At 62.4% G+C, this 19,077-nt stretch carries 17 protein-coding genes; 11 read left to right on the forward strand and 6 right to left on the reverse strand.

All coding sequences use genetic code 11. From position 1 onward, the window contains the following. Positions 1 to 182 precede the first annotated feature (182 nt). Positions 183 to 1,427 (forward strand): MFS transporter, encoded by a 1,245-nt coding sequence (locus tag D886_RS0111290; protein ID WP_027594032.1) that lies wholly within the window; start codon positions 183 to 185, stop codon positions 1,425 to 1,427. Between the two features lie 301 nt (positions 1,428 to 1,728). On the opposite strand, the gene D886_RS0111295 is transcribed toward D886_RS0111290, so the two are convergent. After that, complete coding sequence (locus D886_RS0111295; RefSeq protein WP_027594033.1) at positions 1,729 to 3,276, reverse strand: AmpG family muropeptide MFS transporter; 1,548 nt, start codon at positions 3,274 to 3,276, stop codon at positions 1,729 to 1,731. A gap of 43 nt (positions 3,277 to 3,319) precedes the next feature. Then, entirely contained in the window at positions 3,320 to 3,673 is a 354-nt protein-coding gene (locus tag D886_RS0111300; RefSeq protein ID WP_027594034.1) for an MGMT family protein, read from the reverse strand. 153 nt (positions 3,674 to 3,826) lie between these two features. Here D886_RS0111300 and D886_RS0111305 point away from each other — a divergent pair, with 153 nt between their 5' ends. The 5 genes from D886_RS0111305 (at position 3,827) to groL (ending at position 8,405) form a co-directional block, all read left to right on the forward strand. After that, a complete protein-coding gene (locus D886_RS0111305) occupies positions 3,827 to 4,837 on the forward strand; it encodes a DUF481 domain-containing protein (protein WP_027594035.1) in 1,011 nt (336 codons plus the stop codon). A gap of 75 nt (positions 4,838 to 4,912) precedes the next feature. Further along, the gene (locus tag D886_RS0111310; RefSeq protein WP_027594036.1) at positions 4,913 to 5,644 is read left to right on the forward strand and encodes a HugZ family protein; all 732 of its coding nucleotides are present in this window, start codon (positions 4,913 to 4,915) and stop codon (positions 5,642 to 5,644) included. Between the two features lie 64 nt (positions 5,645 to 5,708). Then, positions 5,709 to 6,173: an FxsA family protein gene (locus D886_RS0111315; RefSeq protein WP_027594037.1), complete on the forward strand. Its 465-nt coding sequence runs from the start codon at positions 5,709 to 5,711 to the stop codon at positions 6,171 to 6,173. A 246-nt stretch (positions 6,174 to 6,419) separates the two neighbouring features. Next, complete coding sequence (locus tag D886_RS0111320) at positions 6,420 to 6,713, forward strand: co-chaperone GroES (protein WP_012274036.1); 294 nt, start codon at positions 6,420 to 6,422, stop codon at positions 6,711 to 6,713. A 48-nt stretch (positions 6,714 to 6,761) separates the two neighbouring features. Next, positions 6,762 to 8,405: a chaperonin GroEL gene (groL, locus tag D886_RS0111325; RefSeq protein WP_027594038.1), complete on the forward strand. Its 1,644-nt coding sequence runs from the start codon at positions 6,762 to 6,764 to the stop codon at positions 8,403 to 8,405. Positions 8,406 to 8,657: 252 nt separating this feature from the next. Here the strand turns inward: groL and D886_RS0111330 are convergent, their stop codons facing one another. Beyond that, entirely contained in the window at positions 8,658 to 9,386 is a 729-nt protein-coding gene (locus D886_RS0111330; RefSeq protein WP_027594039.1) for a phosphatase PAP2 family protein, read from the reverse strand. Between the two features lie 181 nt (positions 9,387 to 9,567). Here D886_RS0111330 and colR point away from each other — a divergent pair, with 181 nt between their 5' ends. From colR to D886_RS0111355, 5 genes are all read left to right on the forward strand, one after another. After that, entirely contained in the window at positions 9,568 to 10,251 is a 684-nt protein-coding gene (gene colR / locus D886_RS0111335; protein ID WP_003255215.1) for a two-component system response regulator ColR, read from the forward strand. Continuing rightward, positions 10,241 to 11,551 (forward strand): HAMP domain-containing sensor histidine kinase, encoded by a 1,311-nt coding sequence (locus D886_RS0111340; RefSeq protein ID WP_027594040.1) that lies wholly within the window; start codon positions 10,241 to 10,243, stop codon positions 11,549 to 11,551. The genes colR and D886_RS0111340 overlap by 11 nt, the downstream gene beginning before the upstream one ends. A 107-nt stretch (positions 11,552 to 11,658) precedes the next feature. Continuing rightward, positions 11,659 to 12,339 (forward strand): class I SAM-dependent methyltransferase, encoded by a 681-nt coding sequence (locus D886_RS0111345; protein WP_027594041.1) that lies wholly within the window; start codon positions 11,659 to 11,661, stop codon positions 12,337 to 12,339. 6 nt (positions 12,340 to 12,345) lie between these two features. Continuing rightward, a complete protein-coding gene (locus D886_RS0111350) occupies positions 12,346 to 13,047 on the forward strand; it encodes a lipopolysaccharide kinase InaA family protein (protein WP_027594042.1) in 702 nt (233 codons plus the stop codon). Continuing rightward, positions 13,044 to 13,271, forward strand: coding sequence for a hypothetical protein (locus D886_RS0111355; RefSeq protein ID WP_027594043.1), 228 nt, complete (start codon positions 13,044 to 13,046; stop codon positions 13,269 to 13,271). The genes D886_RS0111350 and D886_RS0111355 overlap by 4 nt, the downstream gene beginning before the upstream one ends. A 179-nt stretch (positions 13,272 to 13,450) precedes the next feature. Here D886_RS0111355 and D886_RS0111360 read toward each other — a convergent pair whose 3' ends face one another. The 3 genes from D886_RS0111360 to D886_RS0111370 form a co-directional block, all read right to left on the reverse strand. Continuing rightward, entirely contained in the window at positions 13,451 to 16,507 is a 3,057-nt protein-coding gene (locus D886_RS0111360; RefSeq protein WP_027594044.1) for a multidrug efflux RND transporter permease subunit, read from the reverse strand. Positions 16,508 to 16,519: 12 nt separating this feature from the next. Further along, positions 16,520 to 17,698: an efflux RND transporter periplasmic adaptor subunit gene (locus D886_RS0111365; protein WP_027594045.1), complete on the reverse strand. Its 1,179-nt coding sequence runs from the start codon at positions 17,696 to 17,698 to the stop codon at positions 16,520 to 16,522. Positions 17,699 to 17,978: 280 nt separating this feature from the next. Further along, positions 17,979 to 19,076, reverse strand: coding sequence for a DUF1513 domain-containing protein (locus tag D886_RS0111370; RefSeq protein ID WP_027594046.1), 1,098 nt, complete (start codon positions 19,074 to 19,076; stop codon positions 17,979 to 17,981). Between the last annotated feature and the right edge of the window lies 1 nt (position 19,077).

Here is a 19,077-nt window from a genome sequence, read left to right on the forward strand (position 1 = left end):
CCATCGCCGGCAAGCCGGCTCCCACAGGTTCAGGTTGTCATCTAACTGTGTGGGAGCCGGCTTGCCGGCGATGGGGCGTGCAGCGGCCCCGGCTTTTTCCACCTCATTACACTTGTTCACAGCTAAACCCCGCCACTTCTGGCATATAGCCTGACCCCACCTGCCTCTACCCGAAGCTCACCATGAAACCACTGCTGTACATCACCCCCCTCCGAGCCTTGCTGTTTGGCCTCACCCTGGCCCTGTTCGAGTTGCTCACTTACCTGGCCAGCGACGCGGTCATGCCGGCCATGCCCGTGGTGGTCGGCGACCTGAACGCCAGCCCCGAATACATCCCCCATGCCCTGAACCTGTACCTGCTCGGTGGCGTGGTCCTGCAGTGGCTGATCGGCCCTCTGGCCGACCGCTATGGCCGTCGCCCGCTGCTGTTGGGGGGCTGTGTGTTCTTTGGCGTGGCGTGCCTGGCGACCTTCTGGGTCCATGACATCGGCTTGTTCAACTTGCTGCGCCTGTTGCAGGGCATCGGCCTGGGCTTTGTGGTCACTGTCAGCTACCCGGCCCTGAACGAGGCCTTCAGCGAAGCAGACGCGGTGCGCATGATGGCACTGCTGGCCAACATTGCCCTGCTGTCGCCGCTGCTCGGCCCGCTGGTGGGGACCTTGCTGCTGCAATGGCTGGACTGGCGTTGGCTGTTCGTGGCCTTTGCCATCGGCGCGGTGCTGGCCTGGGTGCTGCTGTACCGCTTGATGCCGGAAACGCTCGGTGTGGAGCGGCGCGATGGTTCGCGGCTGCCGTTCACCCCAATTCACCTGCTGCCACTGTTGTCCGGCTACGGCCAATTGCTGGCCAACCGGCGGTTTGTCGCTGGCAGCGCTGCCCTTGGCCTGGTCGGCTTGCCTTTGATTGGCTGGATTGGCCTGTCGCCGGTGCTGCTCATCCATGATGAGGGGCTGAGTACGATGGAATATGCCTTGTGGCAATTGCCGGTGTTCGGCGGGCTGATCATGGGCAATCTGATCATCAACCGCATTGCCGACCGTTACCCGCTGCCAGCCCTGGTGCGTGGCGCACTGTGGCCCTACCTGGCTGGCCTGTCGTTGATGGTGCTGGCGACTTGGTACTGGCCGACGGTGACCAGCGTGGTCGCTGGCATGTCGCTGTACGCGCTGGGGTTGGGTGTGGCCAACGCCGTGCTGTACCGCATGACGCTGTTCTCCAGCGAGCAGAGCAAGGGGCTGGTCTCGGCCATGCTGGGGATGATCACCATCGCCTTGCTGGGCCTGGGTGGGGCACTGCTGGCGATGATCGGGGCAGGTGCCAGCCTGCTTCACTTTGCCTTGGCAGCCAGCGTGGCGGGTGCGCTGGCGCTCTGGCCGTTGTGGTTCGTGGTGGGTGGCCGCCCTGGGGAAGGGGCGGTGGCTCAGTAGTTTTAGTTACCTGTACTGGCCTCTTCGCGGGTAAACCCGCTCCCACAGGGATAGCGCAAGGCTCAGGGCCCGTGCGGAACCTGTGGGAGTGTGGCGGGGGCGCTGGCGCTCTGGCCGTTGTGGTTCGTGGTGGGTGGCCGCCCTGGGGAAGGGGCGGTGGCTCAGTAGTTTTAGTTACCTGTACTGGCCTCTTCGCGGGTAAACCCGCTCCCACAGGGATAGCGCAAGGCTCAGGGCCCGTGCGAAACCTGTGGGAGCGGGTTTACCCGCGAAGAGGCCCGCACAAACCACCGCAGTACGCTCAGGGCCGTTCGGCCGCTGGGTTCTCCTCGGGCACGGGCTTGCCGCGCCCGGCCTCCTGACGCCACTGCAGGGCGATCAGAATCAACGTCGGCACGCCCAGCAGGGCGGTGATCAGGAAGAAGTCGTGGTAACCGAACTTCTCCACCATAACCCCCGAATAGCCGCCAATCAGCCGTGGCAGCAACAGCATGATCGAGCTCAGCAGCGCGTACTGGGTGGCCGAGAACTTCAGGTTGGTCAGGCTCGACAGGTAGGCGACGAACGCCGAGGTGGCCATGCCAGAGCTGAAGTTGTCCAGCGAGATGGTGACCACCAGCATGTCCAGGTTCGGGCCCATGTCGGCCAGCATCAGGAACAGGATGTTGGTCGCCGCCGAGGCCGCGCCACCGATGAACAGGATCGGCATGATGCCGAAGCGCACGATCAACAGGCCGCCGACGCCGGCACCGACCAAGGTCATGATCAGGCCGAAGATCTTGCTGACGCTGGCGATCTGGTCCTTGGTGAAGCCCATGTCGATGTAGAACACGTTGGCCATCACGCCCATCACCGTGTCCGACATGCGGTAGGTGGCAATCAGCCCAAGCAGCAGCAGCGCTTGCCAGCGGTAGCGGGCAATGAAGTCGTTGACCGGGGTAAGCACCGGGGCAAGGCCACGCCGGCCCATGGTCGACAGGCACGCCCAAGTCAGCATCGCGTACAGGATCAGGCGCAGGAAGGCGCGGTCTTCGAGCAGCAGGTCGAGGGGCGTCGCATCACCGAAGAACACGCTGGCCCAGTCGGTATTGAACAGCTGGGTGAAGCTGGCAGGCACCGACACCAGCAGCACGATCAACACGAACACCGACGCCAGTTGGTGCACCAGGCCGTAACGCGCCGCCGACAGCTGAGTACGCAGCGGCACTGACGGTTCACGCATGACCAAAGTGGTGAACAGCGCCGGCAGCATCAACAGGGCGAACATGATGTAGGTGCCGGCCCAGGCCTTGTGCAGGTAGCTGAAACCGGTGGAGCCAAACCATTCGGCGAAGAACAGCGCACCGGCCGTGGCCAGCAGGGCCGCCACCCGGTAACCGGCCATGTAGCTGGCAGCCAGGGCGGCCTGGCGCTGGTCATCGGCGATTTCCAGGCGATAGGCATCGACGGCGATGTCTTGGGTGGCCGAGGCGAAGGCAACCAGAACCGCCAGGGCGATCAGCCACGACAGGTGCTGCTGTGGGTCGCACAGGCTCATGCCGACCAGCCCGATCACCACCAGTGCCTGCGACAGCAACAGCCACGAACGGCGGCGCCCCAGGCCGCCGAGCAGGGGCAGGCGCCATTGGTCGAGTAGCGGTGACCAGACCCATTTGAACGCATAGGCCAGGCCGATCAGGCTCGCGTAACCAATGGTCTCGCGGGCCACGCCAGCTTCGCGCAGCCATACCGAAAGGGTCGAGAACACCAGCATGTAGGGCAGGCCGGCGGCAAAGCCGAGCAGCAGAAGTACCAGGGTTGACGGGCTGGCATAGGCAGCGAGCGCAGCGCGCCAGGTTTTACGGGGCATGGGCCAACATCTGCCTCAAGTTTGCGAATACAAAGCGCGCACTCTAACCGCTGTGCTCCATCGGGCGCCAGCCATGGCGCGTCATATCCACACGATTATTGGTCACATTTACGCCTTCTGCGCGCAGCCGTGCCCGTTGTTCGTCGCCAGAGGGCGTGCCTAAAGCCAGGCTCAGCCGCCCGCCAGCGCCCAGTACCCGATGCCAGGGCAGGCGAGTGTCGGGTGGTAGCTGCCCGAGGGTACGCCCAACCCAACGTGCCGCGCGGCCAAGGCCCGCCAGCTCGGCAAGCTGGCCGTAGCTGACCACCTTGCCTTCGGGCACTTGCCCAAGTACCGAATACAGGGCCGTTCGTCGGGCCTCTGGCGTTTCCAATGTGTGCGCGTATGCCTCGGACATCAGTGCCCCCGTGGCCTGTGGATGAAACCTGACCAATGGTGACGGTAAATGAGTGTTGAACTCAATCGCAGGCTCCCGGTCTGTCCTTGCTCTGGTTGTCGGTATCTGGATAATCCCCGGCTTTTTTCGTCGAATCGAACCCGTAGTCCGCTTATGTATTCTAGATCCTTGTTGTGCCTGCTAGCTGCTTCCCTGTGCGCCGCGCCTGCGGTTGCCGACACCGTGTGGATGAAAAACGGTGACCGTCTCAGTGGCAAGATCAAAGTCTTCGACGGTGGCAAGCTGCTGCTGGAGACCCCCTATGGCGGGTCTATCGCGCTGGACTGGAAAGCCGTCAAGACCCTGGAAAGCGACCAGGAACTGCTGGTCAAGCAGGACGCCTACAGCGGTGAGCGGGCCAAGTCGCTGAAGGCCGCCGAAGACGGCAAGGTCACCCTGGCCAATGGCGAGGCGCCCAAGACCGTCGACCTGGCCAGCATCGAACAGATCATGAAGCCCAAGCCGGTGGTCGAAGACCTGGTCTGGAAAGGCAACGTCGATGTTGCCCTGGACTACAAGCGTGCCGAGAACGACACCGACGACTATGACGTAGGCTTCAAGACCACAGCACGGCATGGCCGCTGGCGGCACAACGCCGAGGGCGAATACAACCGCGAGAGCAAGGACGACGTCACCACCACCGATAACTGGAGTGCCGAGTACGCCCTCGACCGCTTCATTACCGAGAAGTGGTTCTGGCAGGGGCGCATGGAATACAAGCGCGACCACATCGAGGACTTGGCTCGCCAGCGTACCGTGGGTACAGGCCCGGGCTACCAGTTCTGGGACGACGAGCTGGGTGCGTTCTCGCTGGGCTCGCTGATCAACCGTACCGATTTCGAGTACCAGGACGGCGCCAAGGACAACTTCTATGCCGCGGCAGTGAAGTGGGACTACACCCGCTACCTGATCGGCAAGAACGTGCAGCTGTTCACCAATGGCGAAGTCGCCAAGCCGCTGGGCAACGTGGCCGACTACTCGCTGGATGCGGAGGTTGGCCTGCGCTACAAAGTCACCGAATGGGCCTCGCTCAACCTCAAGGCCGAGAAGGACATCATCAGCGGCACGCGTGACAGTGACCTGGACAAGACCCGCTACACGGCAGGCTTTGGCGTGACCTGGTAACGCGCCTACAATGGCAGCGGCGGGTGATAATGCTTATCTTGTCACCCATCCAGTCCGCCGCCAGGAGCGCCCTTCGTGAGTAACAAAGCCATCCGCCCCGCCCGGGAACTGCTGCTCAAGGAATACCGCGGCGTGCTCTCGACCCATTCCAAGTCCATGCCCGGCTTCCCGTTTGGTTCCGTCGTGCCGTATTGCCTGGATGCACAGGGCAACCCGCTGATCCTCATCAGCCGCATCGCCCAGCACACCCACAACCTGCAAAAAGACCCTAAATGCTCGCTGCTGGTCGGTGAGCGTGAAGCCGAGGATGTGCAGGCGGTCGGCCGCCTGACGGTGATGGCCGAAGCACACAAGCTGGTGGATGAAGCCGCCATCGAGGCCGCTGCCGAGCGCTACTACCGGTACTTCCCCGACGCGGCCAATTACCACAAGGCTCACGATTTCGACTTCTGGGTGCTGCAGCCCGTGCGCCACCGCTACATCGGCGGCTTTGGCGCCATTCACTGGCTTGACCACGTAACCCTGGCCAACCCGTTCGCGGGCAAGGCCGAGGCGAGCATGATCGAACACATGAACAGCGATCACGCCAATGCCATCGCCCATTACGTCGAACTGACCGACCTGCCACGCACAGCCCCTGCGCTGATGGTCGGTGTCGACAGCGAAGGCATGCACCTGCGTATTGGTCAGGGCATCTACTGGCTGCCGTTCCCAAGCCTTTGCAATACGCCGACACAAGTTCGCGAAGCGTTGGTTTTACTGGCACGCGCCGACCAGTGGCCGGTTGCTGCTGAAGTCGAGGGTTGAAATTGGGAGCGGTCGCATCCATCTGAGGTCTTATTGGAAGGTCTCTTCCGTCGAGGAATCTTTGATGCGTGCTTTTCTACTGTTGCTTCTGCTGTTTCCTGTGCTGGAGCTGTTCGTCTTCGTCAAGGTCAGTGCGGCCATCGGGTTTTTCCCAGCGCTGCTGCTGATCATCGCCGGTTCGGCACTGGGTGTGCTGGTGATGCGCGTGGCCGGGCTGGCCACCGCACTGCGTGCCCGTGAAAGCCTGCAGCGCGGCGAACTGCCCGCTGAGGACATGTTCCAGGGGATGATGCTGGCGGTGGGTGGCGGCTTGCTGCTGCTGCCAGGTTTTATCAGCGACGTGCTGGGCCTGATCTGCCTGCTGCCGTTCACCCGTCACCTGGCTGCGCGCAAGATGCGCCAGCGTGCCGAAGAGCAGGCCATGCGCCAGCGTGCGTTTCAGGATGATCCGTTCCAGGCGCAGCCGCCGCGTGATGCCGGCCACCGCCCCAACGTGATTGAGGGCGAGTACGAGCGCCGCGACAAGTGACATTCAGGGGCCGCATCGCGGCCCCTGTTCTTTTTCCGTTCAGCGCTGATTAAAAATTTTCCGTATCAAGCCTTGTAATTGCCTATGGCGGCCTCATGTATGGGTCACCGCAAGGTTTCTGGTGGCGACACCAGACATAACTCAGGTGGTTCGCCCCGCGCGGGCCACCCCCGGCAACGCCGGACCGCATCAACCCGCCGGTGTCGATACCGGCCGATGAAAACCACAATTTGGGAGAGATCGACAATGAAGCTTCGTCCTCTGCATGACCGCGTAGTCATCCGTCGCAGCGAAGAAGAATCGAAAACCGCTGGCGGTATCGTCCTGCCGGGTTCGGCCGCTGAAAAACCAAACCGCGGCGAAGTTGTCGCCGTTGGCACCGGCCGCATCCTGGAAAATGGCGAAGTACGCGCGCTGGCCGTGAAAGTGGGTGACAAAGTGGTTTTCGGCCCTTACTCGGGCAGCAACACCGTGAAAGTCGACGGCGAAGACCTGCTGGTAATGGCCGAGAACGAAATTCTCGCCGTTATCGAAGGCTGATTTCCCCGATTTCCCGTTATTCCAAAGAATTTCAAGGATTAAACGATCATGGCTGCTAAAGACGTAAAATTCGGCGATTCCGCCCGTAAAAAAATGCTGGTTGGTGTCAACGTTCTGGCTGACGCAGTAAAAGCGACCCTGGGCCCGAAAGGCCGCAACGTGGTCCTGGCCAAGAGCTTCGGCGCACCGACCATCACCAAGGACGGCGTTTCCGTTGCCAAAGAAATCGAGCTGAAAGACGCCTTCGAAAACATGGGCGCCCAGCTGGTCAAGGAAGTCGCTTCCAAGGCCAACGATGCAGCCGGTGACGGCACCACCACCGCTACCGTTCTGGCTCAAGCCATCGTCAACGAAGGCCTGAAAGCCGTCGCTGCCGGCATGAACCCGATGGACCTGAAGCGCGGTATCGACAAGGCCACCGCTGCTGTCGTCGCCGAGCTGAAAAACCTGTCCAAGCCATGCGCCGACTCCAAGGCCATCGCTCAGGTAGGCACCATCTCCGCCAACTCCGACAACTCCATCGGTGAAATCATCGCCGAAGCCATGGAAAAAGTCGGTAAAGAAGGCGTGATCACCGTTGAAGAAGGCTCGGGCCTGGAAAACGAACTGTCTGTCGTAGAAGGCATGCAGTTCGACCGTGGCTACCTGTCGCCGTACTTCGTCAACAAGCCGGACACCATGGTTGCCGAGCTGGAAGGCGCGCTGCTGCTGCTGGTCGACAAGAAGATCTCCAACATCCGTGAGCTGCTGCCAGTGCTGGAAGCCGTTGCCAAGGCCGGCCGCCCACTGCTGATCGTTGCTGAAGACGTTGAAGGCGAAGCGCTGGCTACCCTGGTCGTCAACAACATGCGCGGCATCGTCAAGGTTGCTGCGGTCAAGGCACCTGGCTTCGGCGACCGCCGCAAGGCCATGCTGCAGGACATCGCGGTCCTGACCGGTGGTACCGTTATCTCCGAAGAGATCGGCCTGTCCCTGGAAACCGCTACCATTGAGCACCTGGGTAACGCCAAGCGCGTCATCCTGTCCAAGGAAAACACCACCATCATCGACGGCGCTGGCGTCGACGGTGACATCGAAGCACGCGTCAAGCAGATCCGTGCCCAGATCGAAGAGACTTCCTCGGACTACGACCGTGAGAAGCTGCAAGAGCGTCTGGCCAAACTGGCTGGCGGTGTTGCCGTGATCAAGGTCGGTGCTGGCACCGAAGTCGAAATGAAAGAGAAGAAAGCCCGCGTTGAAGACGCCCTGCACGCTACCCGTGCAGCCGTTGAAGAAGGCGTGGTGCCTGGCGGTGGTGTTGCCCTGGTTCGCGCCCTGAACGCGATCGTTGACCTGAAAGGCGACAACGAAGACCAGAACGTCGGTATCGCACTGCTGCGTCGCGCTGTTGAAGCCCCGCTGCGTCAGATCACTGCCAACGCCGGCGACGAGCCAAGCGTTGTGGCCGACAAGGTCAAGCAGGGTTCGGGTAACTTCGGTTACAACGCTGCTACCGGCGAATACGGCGACATGATCGAGATGGGCATCCTGGACCCAGCTAAAGTGACCCGTTCGGCACTGCAAGCTGCTGCTTCGATTGGCGGTCTGATGATCACCACCGAAGCCATGATTGCTGATGCTCCGAGCGAAGCTCCAGCTGGCGGCGGCATGCCAGACATGGGCGGCATGGGTGGCATGGGCGGCATGATGTAAGCCAGCCTTACCCCTAGCGTCATAAAAAAGCCCCGGCTCGCGAGAACCGGGGCTTTTTTTGTGCTTCGTGGTGAACATTGGGGCTGCTTTGCAGCCCATTCGCAGCACAAGGCTGCTCCTACAGGTGCCACGCAGCCTTGTGTGAGCATTGGGGCTGCTTTGTAGCCCATTCGCAGCACAAGGCTGCTCCTACAGGTTGCTTTTTGTGGGAGCAGCCTTGTGCTGCGAATGGGCCGCGCAGCGGCCCCTCACTCAGGCGACACTGGCCTCTACAGCAGGCGCCTCAACCCGCCTGCGCCGGTACAGCACCAGGTAATACGACCCCAACCCGATCAACCAGCAGAACACCGCCGTCCACACGTTGTGCGACAAGAAGTGCGCCCCTTGCATCATCCGCCCGACCGACAGCACCGAACCGGCGACCAGCGCTACCCCCAACGCCACCCGTGCCAGGCGCGGGCGTCGGTCACGCAGCGCAAAGAACAACGCGAACAGGCAGAAGCCGGTCGCAGCATGCCCGCCCGGCCAGCACAGCCCCGGCTTGTCGGTGGCGGGGCGTGCCTCCAGCAGTTTGCTGTAGCTTTCCTTGCCGCCGAACTGGGTCAGGCTCCAGGGGCACTGCACCTGGGTGACCTTCTTCAGCGGTGTCACAAACGCCGTGGACAAGCCCAGCGCCAACACCAGGCAACCCAGCTCCCGGCGCCAACCGAACAAACGCTTCCAGAAGAAACTCACGGCAAAGGTCAGCAAGGCCAGCAGCCCCAGCAGGATCACCACCTGCTTGACCCCATCATGCAGTACGTTCTCCAGCAAATAGCTGTGCCGGCCGATGAATTGACCGGCAGCCGGGTCGAAGAACAGGTTGGCCACGTCCATGTCGACCGAGGTCAGCTCAAGCAGGATCAAGGCCACTGCCGTCACCAGAGGAATGCCCAGGTACAGCCAGAGATTGATCGGGCGAGGGCGGGTACGTTCGTGCATGACGACTCCAGGGCGCAAAAAAGATCGGGCATTATCGAGTGGGCGCTATCCTGTGTCCGTGAAGGATCGGTGAAAAAACTGTCAACTCCGGTGAATTTACCCCAGGGGTGGCACAGTGCAGGCATTGGCCTTAAGCTGCGCCTGCCGCGCACCACAGCGAAGCGCCGCACAGGAGAACCCGATGCGCATTCTATTGGTTGAAGACAACCGCGATATTCTTGCCAACCTGGCCGATTACCTCGGCATGAAAGGCTACACCGTCGATTGCGCCCAGGACGGCTTGTCGGGCTTGCACCTGGCGGCCACCGAGCACTACGACCTGATCGTCCTCGACATCATGCTGCCCGGCATCGATGGCTACACCCTGTGCAAACGCCTGCGCGAAGACGCCCGGCGTGACACCCCGGTGATCATGCTCACCGCCCGCGATCAGTTGGACGACCGCCTGCAAGGCTTCCGCTCGGGTGCCGACGATTACCTGCTCAAGCCGTTTGCGCTGTCGGAGCTGGCCGCGCGCATCGAAGCGGTGCTGCGCCGTGCCCAGGGGGGTGGGCGTCGCACCTTGCAGGTCGCCGACCTGAGCTACGACCTCGACACCTTGGAAGTCACGCGCCAAGGCCGCCTGCTCAAACTCAACCCGGTCGGCCTCAAGCTGCTTGCCGTGTTGATGCAGAAAAGCCCACACGTGCTGCGACGCGAAGTGCTGGAAGAAGCCCTGTGGGGCGACGACTGCCCTGACAGCGACAGCCTGCGCAGCCATGTGCACCAGTTGCGCCAGGTGATCGACAAACCGTTCGAAAAACCGCTGCTGCATACCGTCCATGGCGTCGGCTATCGCCTCGCCGAGGGCCGCGATGGAGTTTAAGCAAAGCCTTGCCCAGCGCATCATCATCGCCTTTGCGTTGATGAGCGCGTTGGTGGCCGGCGCCTTCGCCTTTGGCATCGTCGCCACGGTGCACCTGGTTGAAGAGCGGCTGATTTCCACCGTGCTGGGCGGCGACCTGCAACGCCTGTTGCGCATGGACAGCGTCAGTGACTGGAGCCATCGGCCGCGTCCGGACCAACTGTTCTACTTCAGTGGCGGGCGTGACGATTTCGAGTTGCCCAAAGATTTGCGCCACCTCAACAGCGGCTTCCACGAGGTGTTTCGCGACCAGCTGTCGTACCACGCGATGGTCGAGATCGTCGATGGCCGTCGCTACGTACTGCTGCAAGACCAGAGCGACTTCGAAGAGCGCGAGCGTGTGTTGTTCGCTGTTGTGGTCGTCGGCTTCGTGCTCAGCCTGGTGCTGGCGGTGATCCTGGGCTGGCTGGTGGCGCGCCGGGTGATGGCGCCGGTGATCCGCCTGGCGCGTCAAGTGCGCCACCGCGACCAGCTACTCGGCCTGGCACCGCCACTGGCACCCGATTACGCGGCCGACGAAGTGGGCCAATTGGCCGTGGCCTTCGACGACACGCTGGGCCGCTTGCGCGACGCCTTGACCCGCGAGCGGCTGTTCACCAGCGACGTCAGCCACGAGCTGCGAACCCCGCTGATGGTGCTGGCCACATCGTGTGAACTGCTGCTGGAAAACCAGGCACTGGACCCGCGTGCACGTAGCCAGGTCGAGCGGGTGGCGCGGGCGACCGAAGAAATGCGCGAACTGGTCAAGACCTTCCTGATGCTTGCCCGTGCCCAACGCGATGAGGGTGCCGTGGCCTCCCAAGCGACCTTGCGCGAGGTTGCGGATGAACTCACTGGGGTTTGGCGCGAAACGATCGAGCAGAAGGGGCTCACGCTGTATTTCGACGGCCGCGTCAGCGCAAGCCCGGTGCTGTACAACGCCACCTTCCTGCAATCGGTGATGGGCAACCTGCTGCGCAACGCCGCGCACTACACCGACAGCGGTTACATTCGCCTGAGCCTGGACGCGAACGGGTTCAGCGTCGAGGACAGTGGCGTGGGCATCCCCGAGGAGCAGCGCGAGGCGATGTTCAAACCCTTCGTGCGCGGCGCTGAGCGGCGTGGCGAAGGGCTGGGCTTGGGCCTGTCGCTGGTGCAGCGGATCTGTGACGACCAGGGGTGGCGCGTCACCCTGACCTCGACCTTGCCGCACGGCTGCCGTTTTCAGGTGGACCTGAGCCAAAGCGTGGAGAAGGGCAGCCCTTCGGGGTTGGTCGGGTAATTTTTGGTAATACCTCTCCAAAGAACTAACACTTTTTTCACATTGGCATAACCTGATTCCAACGCTTGCTTACCTAAGGTGAGCGCACTGGAGTCAGGAGATGCCCAATGCGTAGCCCCATCAAGCTTGAATTTTCCGAGAAATACGACAAAGACCACGCGCGCGAGTATTTCCTCAAGCATCAGGATGGTCTGGCCCGACGCCTTTCCCACAAGCGTGACGAGCAGTTGGCACGTCGCGCCTTGGCGTTGGCCGGTGAGCCGGGCCTGGTACTTGACCTGCCCTGCGGTGCCGGGCGTTTCTGGCCGTTGCTGGCGGAAAAACCCAACCGAGTCATCATCGGCGCCGACAACTCCGAGGCGATGATCGAGACAGCCTGTGCCGCGCAACCGCCAGAGGTGGTTGCCCGGGTACGCCCCTTGCAGACTTCTGCGTTCGCCATTGACCTTCCTGACAATTCGGTCGACAGCATTTTCTGCATGCGGCTGTTCCATCACATCGGCGAAGCGGCCCACAGAAAGACAATTCTTTCGGAATTTCAACGAGTTAGCCGTGATAGTGTGATTCTGTCGCTGTGGGTGGACGGCAACTTCAAAGCTTGGCGCCGGAAAAAGCTCGAGCAGCGTCGTAGCGCCAAAGCCGAGCAGGACAATTACCAGAATCGTTTCGTGTTACCAGCGGACACGGTCGAAGAAGAATTTGAGGCAGCCGGTTTCAGAATCCAGGAACGCTTGGACTTCCTGCCGTTCTATGCCATGTGGCGAGTCTATGTATTGCGTAAGGGGTAGTGTTTGATGGCTGTAGCCCAGAGTGGGGAGTCGCGGTTCGATTTTTACTGGCGCCAGCAGGGCGAATGGGTCGAGGAACCCAACCAGCGGCGTGGTGGCGAAAGTGGCGTGCAACGCCTCAACGATGCCAACGGCAAACTGCTGTATGCCAAGCGCCAGGTCGGGCACATCTACCGCAGCCTGTTGCACCCCTTTGGCCGGCCGACCGTTTTGCGTGAACTCGACGCCATCAACAGCTTCGAGCAATTGGGTGTACGTGTTCCGCACATCGTCTTTTGTGGTGCCGAGCGCGATGCCGATCATCAATGGCGCGCGCTGCTGGTCAGCGAAGCGCTGGATGGCTTTGTCGAGCTCGACACCTGGCATGCCGAAGGTGCCCGCGAGCGTTACCCTCAGGCGGTGCAAGAGCGCATGCTCAAGGACCTGGCGGATAACCTGGCGCGTATGCACCTGGGGCACTGGCAGCACGGCTGCCTGTACGGCAAGCATGTGTTCGTCAAGGTGATCGGCGAGGGCGAACAGGCCCGGGTCGAAGTCGCTTTGCTGGACCTTGAGAAGTGCCGGCGGCGCATCAGCTGCCAACGTGCGGCGGCGAATGACCTGCGTCAGCTGCGCCGCCACTCGTCGTTCACTGATGCGGAATGGCAGACATTGCTCTATTTTTACCAAATGGCGTTTGGCAGCGTTGTCAAAGGGTTAGGGCAATGAAACTAGAAATCGCTCGAGCTTTGTTCCTGGTGGCTGGATTGGCCGTGACCACTGTGGCGGTGGCTGCCTGGGAAGAGCCGAAGCCGACGGTGTTCAGCAAGGCCGAGATGGCTGACCAGTGCGCTTTGCCACGTGTGGCAAAGCCGCAGGAACAGGCCAAGCCGGACCAAGACCTGTTGCTGTTCCTGTTCGGTATGCGTCAGGGATTGCGGCCGTTCGGCTGAACCTGGGTGGTGCTTGAAAACCAGAGGCCCTGCATAGCGGGGCCTCTGGTTTTTTTGTTTGTGAGTGGCGTCGGCCAACTACGATTCCGGTAGGAGCATCCTTGTGCTGCGAAGAGGCCGGTGAAAGCACCCTGAATCTTCGCTGCTGCCACCGGCCTCTTCGCAGCACAAGGCTGCTCCTACCGGGCAATGTCAGCTGGCACAGGTGCCTTGGCCACCGTCTTGTGCGCCAGCAAGGTGTATATGCAAGGCAGCACAAACAAGGTAAACAACGTCCCGATCGACATCCCGGTCGCAATCACCGTGCCGATATCGAACCGGCTCACTGCCCCTGCGCCGGTCGCCAGAATCAACGGCACCATGCCAAACACCATCGCCGCCGTGGTCATCAGTACCGGCCGCAGGCGGATGGCGGCCGCTTCCTCGATTGCCTCACGCACGCTCAGGCCTTTTTCTTCGCGCAACTGGTTGGCAAATTCGACGATCAGAATACCGTGCTTGGTGATCAGCCCGATCAGTGTCACCAGCCCGACCTGGGTATAGATGTTCATGCTGGAAATACCCAGGAACAGCGGCAACAGCGCCCCGCAGATCGACAACGGTACGGTCACCAGAATCACCAGCGGATCGCGGAAGCTTTCGAACTGCGCCGCCAGCACCAGGAAGATGATCGCCAGCGCCAGGCCGAAGGTTACCCACAGCGCGCTGCCTTCCTGAACATACTGGCGCGCCACCCCGGCATAGTCGAAGGCGAAGCCTTCCGGGGCTTCTTCGCGGGCGATGGCCTGTACGGTCTGCAGCGCTTCGCCCAGGCTGACCATGGGCACGCCTTGGATGATGGCCGAGTTCAACTGCTGGAACTGGTTGAGCTGGCGCGGGCGGGCGCGGTCGCTGAGGGTGATGAGGGTCGACAGTGGCAGCAACTGGCCCTGGTCGTTCTTCACGTAGTAGTTGTTGAGCCAGCCGGGGTTGTTGCGGTATGGGCGCTCGACCTGGGCAATCACCTTGTAGCTGCGGCCCTCCAGGGTGAAACGGTTGATTTCCCCCTCGCCCAGCAGGGTGGCCAAGGTGCCGCCCAGGGCGTCCATCGAGACGCCCATCTGCGCCGCTTTGGCCCGGTCGATGTCGACCACCACTTCCGGTTTGTCGAAGGCCAGGTCGATGTCGAGGAAGGCGAACTTGCCCGATGCCTGGGCGCGTGCCTTGATGCGTTGGGCCACGTCCAGCAGGGCCGGGTAGTCCCCCGCGGTGTTGATCACGAACTGGAACGGCAGGCCCTCACCGGTACCGGGCAGCGACGGCAGGTTGAAGCCGAAGATCTGCAGGCCGCCGATTTCTTCAAGTTTGGCCTGCACCAGCGGCAGCAGCTCCATCTGTGTGCGCTCGCGCTCGTTCCAAGGCTTTAACAGGAAGCCGCCAATGCCGCTCTGCACACCGTTGAAACCGTTGATCTGAAACGACGAGTAATACTCGGGGAAGGCTTTGAACAGCGGCGTGAACTGGTCGGTGTAGGCGTTGAGGTAGTCGAGGTTGGCTGGCTGCGGCGAACTGCTGATCATGAAGATCACCCCTTGGTCCTCGTTGGGCGCCAGCTCGTTCTGGGTGAATTTGAGCAGTACCGGGATCAGGCACAGGACAATCACGGCGAACACCAGCACCACCGGCCGGCTGTCCAGGGTGGCGTGCAGCAGGCGCTGGTAGCGCACCTTGAGGCGCTCGAACAGCAGGTCAAGGCGATGGGCAAGGCCCGAGGGGTTCTGTTCCTGGCGCAGCAACAACGCACACATCATCGGTGACAGGGTCAGGGCGACGACGCCGGAGATGATCACTGCACCGGCCAAGGTCAGGGCGAACTCTTTGAATAACGCGCCTGTGAGCCCGGTCAGGAAGCCGATGGGGGCATACACCGCGGCCAGGGTGATGGTCATCGACACCACCGGCATGGCGATTTCCCGTGCACCTTCCAGCGCCGCGTCGAACGGCGTCTTGCCTTCTTCCATGTGCCGGTGGATGTTCTCCACCACGACAATGGCATCGTCCACCACCAGGCCGATGGCCAGCACCATCGCCAACAGGGTCAGCAGGTTGAGCGAGTAGCCCATCATCTGCATGAAGAACAGCACGCCGATCATCGACAGCGGGATGGTCACCACCGGGATCAGCACCGAGCGCAACGCGCCGAGGAACAGGAATACCACGACGATGACGATCAGCACCGCTTCGCCGAGGGTCTTGATCACCTCGTCGATGGAGGCCTGGATGAACAACGTGGCGTCGTAGGCAATCGACACCTTCAGCGCCGAGGGCAATTGGCTTTCGAGTTCCGGCATGATGCGTCGGACTTCCTTGATCACCTCCAGCGGGTTGGCGGCCGGTGTGGCCTTGATGCCGATGTAGACCGAAGGGATGCCGTCGAACGAACTGACCGTGTCGTAGTTTTCTGCACCCATTTCGACCCGTGCCACATCGCCCAGCAGCACCCGGCTGTCGCCGCTGGTCTTGACCGGCAGGGCAGCGAACGCTTCGGCAGACTTGAGCTCGGTGCTGGCATTGATGCTGGTGACCACGTACTCGCCTTTTACCTCACCGGCGGCCGAGAGGAAGTTGTAACGGCGCACGGCGTTGGTCACGTCGGTGGCCGAGAGGCCGTAGCCGGCCAGTTTCACCGGGTCGATCCAGATGCGCATGGCGAACACCTGGTTGCCGAGGATCTCCGCCTCGGCCATGCCCGGCAGGGTGGCCAGTTTGGGTTGGATCACTCGGGACAGGTAGTCGGTGATCTGTGGGTTGCTCATTTCCTTGCTGTAGAAGCTGATGTACATCAGCGCCGAGGCGTCGGCGGCCTCTTTGCTCAACACCGGGTCTTCGGCGTCTTGCGGCAGCTTGTTGCGCACCTCGTTGGCCTTGGCCAGCAGTTCGGTGAACAAACGGTCACTGTCGGCGCCGACGCGCGCATAGATGGAGATGATCGAGAAGTTCTGCCGACTCACCGAGGTCATGTAGTCGATACCTTCGGCGCTGGCCAGGCTCTGTTGCAGCGGCTGGGTGATGTAGCCCTGGATGGTCTCGGCGTTGGCGCCGGGGTACGCGGTGGTCACCGTGATCAGGGCGTTTTCCATCTGCGGGTACTGGCGAATCTGCAGTTTGCTCCAGGCCTGAAAGCCCAGCAGCAGAATCAGCAGGCTGACGACGCTGGCCAGGACCGGGCGACGGATGAACGGGTCGGTGAACGCCATGCCTGCCTCCTGTCAGTCGTTGTGCGGGGTGCCTGGATCAGCCTTGCCTGGGTCAGGAGCACCTTGCTCAGGTGTGAGCGCCTTGTCCTGGCCGATGCGGATCGCCGCGCCGGGTGTGAGCTTGAGTTGCCCAGCGGTGACCACCTGCTCGCCGGCCTGCAGGCCCTTGCTGACCACCACCACGCCGTCGCGGCGCTCGCCGGTCTGCACGGTGCGCTGCTCGGCGATGAGCGGGGGTTGGCCGTCGTCGGTTTTTTCCGGGTTGCCGTCCTTGTCCTTTTTCGGGGTGGCGACATACACCGAATTGCCATACAGGGTGTAGGTGATGGCGCTTTCCGGCACCACCACCCGCGGCTGTGGTGCGGGCAGCAAGATCAGCAGGTTGGCGAACATGCCAGGCAGCAGCTTGCCGTCAGAGTTGGCCAAGGTTGCGCGGACCAGCAGGTTGCGGGTGCTTTCCTCGACCTTGGGGTTGATGGCGCTGAGGCTGGCGGTGAAGGTCTGGCCCGGGTAGGCGGCGACCTGCACCAGCACCGCTTGGCCCAGGCTTAGGTGCGGCAGGGCCTGCTCGGGCACGTTGAAGTCGACGTAGAGGCTGGACAGGTCTTGCAGGGTGGCGATCACCGTGCCAGCGGCGAGGTAGTCGCCGACATCCACCTGGCGAATGCCGATGGTGCCGCTGAAGGGCGCACTGATGCTTTTTTTGGTCTTCGAGGCCTTGAGCTGATCGACCACGGCCTGGTTGCGCCGGTACTGGGCAGTGAGGCGATCGTACTCGCCCCGGGAGATGGCCGAGTCGCCGACCAGCTGGCTGCCGCGGCCGAAATCGACCTTGGCCAGCCCCAGGTCGGCCTGGGCGGTGCCGAGCAGGGCGGTTTCCTGTTCGTCATTGAGTTGCAGCAACAGTTGCCCGGCCTTGACCTTCTGCCCGGAGTCGAAGTGCAGGCTTTTGACGATGCCTTCCACCTCAAGGCTCAGCTCGACGCCTTGCAGGGCCTTGAGGCTGCCGACGGCGGGCAGGCGTTCTTGCCACTGGCGTTCTTCGGCCAGCGCTGCCGCCACGGTGATCGGCGGCTTGGGGGCTGTGAACACCTGGATCTGCTGGTAGATCGAGAAGGCCTTGTAGCCCCCCAGGGCCAACACGATCAGCAGAACGACGGCCAACATGATGAGCATGCGGCGGCGAAGCATAGGTCCGGTTCCTTGGAAGCGTGGTTGTTATTCGTTTTGACACGACAACGGGCGATCCTGCCCACGTGTGGATGGGGGAAGTATTGACTGTTTTTGGCAGGTGGGGAAGGGCGGGTGCAACGGGATTATTCAAACATTGGCGCGTGCACTGCCGTGTAGGAGCAGCCTTGCGCTGCGAAGAGGCCCGAGCAAACACTGGAGATTTACAGTGCGGGCTCGGGCCTCTTCGCAGCACGAGGCTGCTCCTACATGGGCCGCGATTTGCCTGGGGGCGGGGCAATCAGGCCAGGTGCAGGTGGTTGTCCCAGAACCCGGAAGGCAGGTCCATCGGTTGCCCGATCAGCTCAGCCTTGCGGCAATCGTAGAACCGGCAACGCCCCTGCCCGGAGGTGACGACAAAGCCATCCTTCACCGCGCCAACCCCGGCGCAATCTGGCATCGGCGCATCCAGCTTCACCGCGCCGCTGTCCAGGTCCCAGACAAACAACCGGTTGGCCCGCGGCGCCGTCAGCGCCACCAGCCGCAGGTCGCTGTGAATCGCCACGCTGGCGGTGTACTGGGCCATGGCCTGCAACTGCCGCTCCGGCACGGGGAAGGCCTTGAACGGCTCGCCCGGGCGCTTGATCGCCAGCAGCTCGGCGGTTTCGTCGGCGTCGCCCATGAATTGCTGGCAGGCGGCAATGGTGCCGTCGTCGCCAATTGCCAAGTGACGCACGCTGTTCATTTGCTGGGCGAGGGTTTCTTTGCTCAGCAGGGTGCCGTCGCGCTGCATCAGGACCAGGCTTGGTTGCATGGCGTCGAGGTTCATCTCTACGCGGCTTTCGGCCTCGGTGCGGATGCCGCCGTTGGCCACCACCAGGGTTTCCCCGTCCGGCAGCCAGGCCACTTCATGCGGGCCGATACCGTGGGTCGACAGCTCGCCGCTGTGCACCAGGCGTTCGCCTTCGAAACGGTACACACCGAGCACGCCGCGACCCGGGTCGGTAGTGTCGTTCTCTGTGGTGTACAGCCATTCCCCGCCCTTGTGGATGACCGCATGGCCGTAGAAGTGGCGGTTGGGCTGCGAGGCCACGGTTTGCAGCAGCCGCCCATCGCGCAGGTCGACCAGGTAGCTTTCGGTACCTGGGCGGCGGGCGACGAACAGGGCGATCGGCAGCGTGGGGTGGTTGATGATGGCATGGCAACGCTGGGCAACCTGGGTGCTGAACACCTGGGTGCCGTCCAGGCGGAACCCGACGGCGTAATGCTTGCCATCGCCGTCGTCGCGCGCCGAGAGCAGCAGGGGTTCGCTGCCTTTGTTGCGGAACAGGCTCCAGCCGCCCAGGGTGAGGGCGCTGAGCAGTACGCTACCGAGTTTGAGGGCCTGGCGTCGCAGCATG

The sequence above is a fragment of the Pseudomonas sp. LAIL14HWK12:I7 genome, assembly GCF_000483465.1.
Classification (GTDB): Bacteria; Pseudomonadota; Gammaproteobacteria; order Pseudomonadales; family Pseudomonadaceae; genus Aquipseudomonas; species Aquipseudomonas kermanshahensis.